This is a genomic window from Bacillus sp. AFS001701 (genome assembly GCF_002559405.1).
In the GTDB taxonomy this organism is placed as follows: domain Bacteria; phylum Bacillota; class Bacilli; order Bacillales; family Bacillaceae_G; genus Gottfriedia.
Genome location: NZ_NTZO01000207.1, coordinates 1 through 5,700, shown reverse-complemented (window position 1 = coordinate 5,700; position 5,700 = coordinate 1). Strand labels below are relative to the sequence as shown.

Genomic DNA, 5,700 nt, shown 5'->3' with positions numbered 1-5,700 from the left:
CGAGTGAATGGCTAGTTCTTACTCGACGGGAATCCCACCCGTTATATGATACGACCTATGCTCGGCCGCACACGCATGCGTTAGTTCAATAAACTCAGATTTGGGTAAACGAGATTGAACAGGGTACTAATTCTGTTCAATCTCGTTTTTAAATGGGACTACTTGTTCCTTTGCAAATTTACGAGCTGCTACCACGCATAATACAACGACGATATTCACGGACACAAGTAACCAGCCAACTTTCTCGTGCAGAATCAAAGAGGCAAGCAATAGTCCAAAAAAAGGTTGGAGAAGCTGCAGTTGTCCAACTGCCGCTATGCCGCCCTGCGCCAGACCTCGATACCAGAACACAAAGCCAATGAACATGCTGAATAAGGATACATAAGCAAGACTTAAGAAAGCAGGACGGCTGATATCCTCCCACGAGCCTGGAGTTAAGTAGAACGAAAGTGGAAACATAAGGGGAAGAGACAAAACGAGAGCCCAAGAGATCACTTGCCAGTTTCCTAGACGACGTGAAAGTCGAGCACCTTCTGCATAACCCAGACCACATACGATGATGGAAGCCAGCATGAAAGCGTCACCGATTAGTGATGCTTCCCCTCCGCGGATTAGGGCAAATCCTGTCACCAAGAAGCTACCTATGGCTGAAAAGATCCAAAAGGCTGGTCGGTGGCGTTCACCACCCCGAAGTACACCAAAAATTGCCGTCGAGAGTGGAAGTAGCCCAATGAAGATAATAGCATGTGCGGACGTTACATACTGAAGGGCCAAGGCTGTCAGTAGCGGGAAACCAATCACAACCCCGAACGCCACTACCAATAGTGGAAAAATGTCACTTCTGACAGGTCGTTTCACCTTGAAGATTAGAAGGAGAGCTCCTGCCAATACACCAGCTATCGCAGCACGGCAGACAGTTAAAAACAACGGATCAAATTCAGCCACAGCCAAGCGCGTTGCAGGTAGCGAGCCACTGAAGATGAGTACCCCTAGGAAACCATTAATCCATCCTTTAGTTACTTTATTCATAGCAATCACTCCAAATCATGTCTCTTCAAACCCCTTTATGAATTAAAACGACAATTACTGGATTTTATAAATATGGACTCTGTTTTGACAAATTAATAGTACTCACATTGCGAAAAAAATCGAAATTAACAATTAAATTCTACTAATATTCTTCGACCCTCAATTCCCATACTATGATAATCCTTGAACTTAAATGATATTTCCTTCAATAAGTCACGTTTGAAATTAGTTTCGATTATTATTTATTTAAACTGCTACTGCACAAAAAAGAGCCATCTAAACATATTGTTAAACTAATGCACTGCTTTAGTTGAATAACTTATCTAACTTCTTCATCGTATCCTAAAAATAATTCTTGTAAGTCTCCATTGATTTTTTCATTTGAACCTTCTATTGTCATATTAATATCAATGTTCTGATCTCCCAAAGTAACAACCCCATCTAGGATACCTAGAACATTCGAAACTGTATCAACTTGTACTTGTTCAATTATTTTAAAAAGAGTATTTTTATTTTCAATACTAAGCTCCGAAAACATTTTTAATGCTTCTTTCCAGTAGGGATCTGTGACTCCATTAATATCTGTATTTAAAAATAGGTTTTGATAAAAATCATTACCTTCTTTAATCGATGAATTATACAAATTTTTAATTATGTAATCCATATTCAAATTCATTCCCCCTTTTAGATTGCAAGTCTGCATTTATTAAGAAAATACTAATATTTTTATCATTCTAAAAGTGGGCAACCTACAGTAATCCACTCATACAAATCAGAAGAAAGTACTATTCCATTTGTAGGATTCATGTCACCTACATCAACTGTTATTAATTGAATCCCCTCTTTTCCTTGTAACATAAGAAATACAGTTCCTCCACTGTCATCTCCTATTGCAACATACCCTGAAGCATATTCAGAAACCTCATAGGTTAGGTTGCGTTCTACAAGTTCTTGTGTGCCGTAAATAAGAACTCCTTCATCAGTTAAAAATCCATTCACATGTTGAAGTAAATTTGTATATACCGCAGGTAAGGCACAATTCATCTCTTGTTCAACTTCATAAACCTCTTTTTTACTGGCACCTTTGTTTATAATATCTATGTTTAAGTTTGAAAGATTCATGTTATCCTCCTAAAGCTAAATGTATTTCTATAATACAATTTTTTATTTAATCCGTCTTTCCTTATGCAACTAATCTGCCATTATGTTTAATAAAAAAAGCGATCATCTATTGAAGTATCGCATTGCGTTAGTTATATAACGACGTTTAGAGCAAAATAATCGGGTCCTATTTTACTATTTGACAGTATAGAGCATAAAAATATGGTATAAAAATATTGTCGAATTGTATGGTAATTTGATTATCTTTATATAATTTGTTAAAATTGGTATATAACAATGTGTGTAAGCCACACGATTGGTATATAACAATGTGTGTAAGCCACACGAGGAGGCAACAAAAAATGGAACAAGGTAAAGTAAAATGGTTTAATGCAGAAAAAGGATTTGGATTCATCGAGCGAGAAAATGGTGATGATGTATTCGTTCACTTCTCAGCAATTCAAACTGACGGATTCAAATCGTTAGATGAAGGCCAAGCAGTTACATTTGAAGTAGAAAAAGGTCAACGTGGCCCTCAAGCAACAAATGTTAAAAAAGCATAATTGACTTAAAAAAGTCGGATTCTATTTAGTAGAATCCGACTTTATTTATGTCTTTTAAAATAAAAAACCCCTATTCGAAAAAGAATAAGGGTAAAATCTAAAGTGGATCTGGTAAAGAAAATGGTTTAAGTTATTATATCCCAAATAAAATGAAGATACAAATATCTATTAAATTTCTACTAATGAAGGCAGAATAGATTAAGTTTATTTTACTTAGATGATAGATTTAAAATGAATCTTATGCAACTAACGCATTGCGTTAGTTATATAAGGTGGTTATTCATTTTTATAGATACATAACTTTATCATTCTCATTTTTTGCTCTTATAATTATCTTTGCTGTTAACTGCTCTGGTTGTTCGTACGCCGACTGAATTTCAGTAAAAAGTTCGTTTATAATCTCCTCGACATTCCCTAATGTTAGTTCTTTTGAAAGATATTTAGACCTTGCAATTTGATAGTTTTTATATGAATCATCGTAACCATCTATTGTCTCTTCACCCACAGCATTTATTTCAAACTCCACTTTAATCTGACCTTTCAAATTTAGTTCCTCCCAAAATAATTTAGAAATTACTTATAAAGAAAAGAGAAGAAATTGCTCCTCATGATCTACAACTAATGCATGCTTTAGTTACATAAGAAAGTTTAAGCTTCGACTAAAAACTGCCCCATTCTTTGAAGAATTTAAAAAGACCTGGCAAGACGGAATCCAAGGTTGTCTATGCAAAATGATGGATGGCTACGACGGCGACATGAAGCCCCACAACTTCTGGCTACCTCTGCCCAACTACCTCCCCGAAAAATTCGGTAGGATCCATAGACTTGTTCATCATATAAATCCCAACACCACTCCCAAACATTTCCTAACATATCATACAGACTCCATGCATTCGGTTCCTTTCTACCTACTTCATGGATTTTATCTCCAGAATTTTCATTATACCAAGCAATTTTATCAAGTTCACCGTATCTATAACCAGTGGTCCCTGCTTTACACGCATATTGCCACTCTGCTTCTGTAGGAAGTCTATAGCCATCTGATTCCCAATTACAAATTATGCTTTCACCATCATAACTTAGAGAATAACACTCTTTCAGTCCAGCTTTTTGTGAAAGTAGATTACAAAAAGAAATTGCATCATTCCAAGAAATATTCACAACTGGTTTTAGATCTCCGTCAAAAGTATTAAGTGATTTATTTGTTATAGTATTGTATATACCCTTAGTTACAGGATACTGGGCAAGAAGAAATGGTCTTATTTCAGTTTTCCATTTACTCTTTATTCGATCGTCTCTTAATTCTATTTCTCCTCCTGGGATTTTTACCATTTGATAGTCAATGTAACTCTTAATTTCATTAGACACTCTTTCTTCCTCCTAATGATCATGATTTATTAAAAATCACCTAGTTAAGAAGCATAAAAACAATTCAAAAATTACGTTGGTTTTTTGTAGATAAAAATCCGTTAGTAAAATAAAAAAGACTGCAAAGCAGCATATTCGTTATACAACAAACGCATGCGTTAGCCAACCATGAATCCAGGATTCACAACAGTGAATGGAAGTTTATATCGTACTCCCATGGTAGTTGAATTAATCAAGTAATTTCCTATTGATAAATAAGTACACCATTGTTAATAAAATCAACATTATTATCATAAGAACCGTTACTTCATAAGGATAGTCGATAAAACTGTTGAAAATTATTAACAAACTGACAGGAAGAAAAAAACCTCCACCTACTACTTTACCTAACAAGGACTTATTTTTAATCATTTTTTCATTAAAACCAGCTAACAACCATGTTTGTTTTTTTACAGCGACTAGGAAAGACACAAGTAAAAGTGCTATACCGATAATTAATAATCCGTAATCTATCAACATATACCTCTCCTCTAATCCTTTTCTCTTTTTCCATAATATGTTAATTCTTGCCCTTTAATGATATTCCCTTCTCTAGGTACTAACGAAGTTATAGATTTAATCCTTATTGAACTAAACTGCCATTTCGTATTATATGGTTAGCCAGAATTTTAAATTGTACCCTTTGTAAAGGACGATAAAAAAAGGTTATGCCACACAAAGAAGATGATTTCTGTATTCTACAGGACTCATCTTCTTTAAATTCCATTGATATCTATAATTATTATAGTAGATCATATAATTTCTTATTTCCTTCTTAAGTTCTACTAAAGTATTACACTGTTGTATATTTGCCTCATCTTTGAAATGACCAAAAAAAGACTCTTGAAGAGCGTTATCCCAACAATTTCCTCTCCTAGACATTGATTGTTTTAACCCTAATTTTTTAACTTTTTTCTGAAAAGTAGGGCTGGTATAATGTGAGCCTTGATCAGAGTGAATAAAAGCATCTTCTGTTAATATGACACGCCTGTTTCTTTTTAACTTCAATAAAGTATCTGTCGCTAAATCCAAAGTAAGTCGATTGGAAACATTATAGGCAAGTATTTCATTTGTGGAACTATCTAAAATAGTAGATAAATATGCCTTATGCCCGTTTCCGTAATAAAGATAGGTAATATCTGTAAGAAGTGCTTTACCTGGGATACCCTGTTTAAATTTACGATTTAGTAAGTTTGGTAATACAGAGTGTTCTTGTGTAGCTTTTAACATCTTCTTATAAGGATTAGCCTTTCTAATCGCACAGATAATCTTATACTTCTTCATAATTCTTCGAATACGCTTCAAGTTATATATAATATTGAAGCGCTTCTGTAGTGTCATTTTAATTTGTCGGGCACCTTTTTTACGCTTTTTAAATTTGAGAGCCTTAAGGATATTTTCTTTTAATTTTGAGTCTTTATTTTCAAATTGTGCTCTTCTTTCGGAAGCTCTAAAAGAGAAGTAATTATAATAACCTGAACGTGAGACTCCTGAAATTTTGCATAGAAAGCTTATCATATTTTTAAAGTTAAACTTTTCGATCACTGAACGAATTAAAAGAAATTTTTGTTCAGCTGGTACTTTTACTCTATTACCTTCA

The 5,700-nt window shown here is 34.3% G+C and carries 8 protein-coding genes; 1 reads left to right on the top strand and 7 read right to left on the bottom strand.

Features of this window, described 5'->3' with window-relative positions; translation table 11 throughout:
• Nucleotides 1-126: 126 nt before the first annotated feature.
• The 3 genes from CN514_RS14265 to CN514_RS14255 form a co-directional block, all read right to left on the bottom strand.
• Nucleotides 127-1,029: a DMT family transporter gene (locus CN514_RS14265; RefSeq protein ID WP_098233166.1), complete on the bottom strand. Its 903-nt coding sequence runs from the start codon at nucleotides 1,027-1,029 to the stop codon at nucleotides 127-129.
• Between the two features lie 319 nt (nucleotides 1,030-1,348).
• Nucleotides 1,349-1,705 carry a transposase gene (locus CN514_RS14260; protein WP_286141688.1) on the bottom strand — a complete coding sequence of 119 codons (357 nt, stop codon included), beginning with the start codon at nucleotides 1,703-1,705 and terminating at the stop codon, nucleotides 1,349-1,351.
• Between the two features lie 53 nt (nucleotides 1,706-1,758).
• The gene (locus CN514_RS14255) at nucleotides 1,759-2,151 is read right to left on the bottom strand and encodes an SMI1/KNR4 family protein (protein ID WP_098233164.1); all 393 of its coding nucleotides are present in this window, start codon (nucleotides 2,149-2,151) and stop codon (nucleotides 1,759-1,761) included.
• Between the two features lie 341 nt (nucleotides 2,152-2,492).
• Here CN514_RS14255 and CN514_RS14250 point away from each other — a divergent pair, with 341 nt between their 5' ends.
• Nucleotides 2,493-2,693, top strand: coding sequence for a cold-shock protein (locus CN514_RS14250; RefSeq protein WP_097974042.1), 201 nt, complete (start codon nucleotides 2,493-2,495; stop codon nucleotides 2,691-2,693).
• A gap of 286 nt (nucleotides 2,694-2,979) precedes the next feature.
• Here the strand turns inward: CN514_RS14250 and CN514_RS14245 are convergent, their stop codons facing one another.
• From CN514_RS14245 to CN514_RS14230, 4 genes are all read right to left on the bottom strand, one after another.
• Nucleotides 2,980-3,237 carry a hypothetical protein gene (locus tag CN514_RS14245; RefSeq protein WP_098233163.1) on the bottom strand — a complete coding sequence of 86 codons (258 nt, stop codon included), beginning with the start codon at nucleotides 3,235-3,237 and terminating at the stop codon, nucleotides 2,980-2,982.
• Nucleotides 3,238-3,380: 143 nt separating this feature from the next.
• Complete coding sequence (locus CN514_RS14240; RefSeq protein ID WP_176525919.1) at nucleotides 3,381-4,025, bottom strand: formylglycine-generating enzyme family protein; 645 nt, start codon at nucleotides 4,023-4,025, stop codon at nucleotides 3,381-3,383.
• 264 nt (nucleotides 4,026-4,289) lie between these two features.
• Nucleotides 4,290-4,580 carry a DUF3784 domain-containing protein gene (locus CN514_RS14235; RefSeq protein ID WP_286141687.1) on the bottom strand — a complete coding sequence of 97 codons (291 nt, stop codon included), beginning with the start codon at nucleotides 4,578-4,580 and terminating at the stop codon, nucleotides 4,290-4,292.
• A 186-nt stretch (nucleotides 4,581-4,766) separates the two neighbouring features.
• Nucleotides 4,767-5,700 (bottom strand): IS3 family transposase (locus CN514_RS14230; RefSeq protein WP_141529380.1); only part of this gene is annotated, 934 nt, incomplete at its 5' end.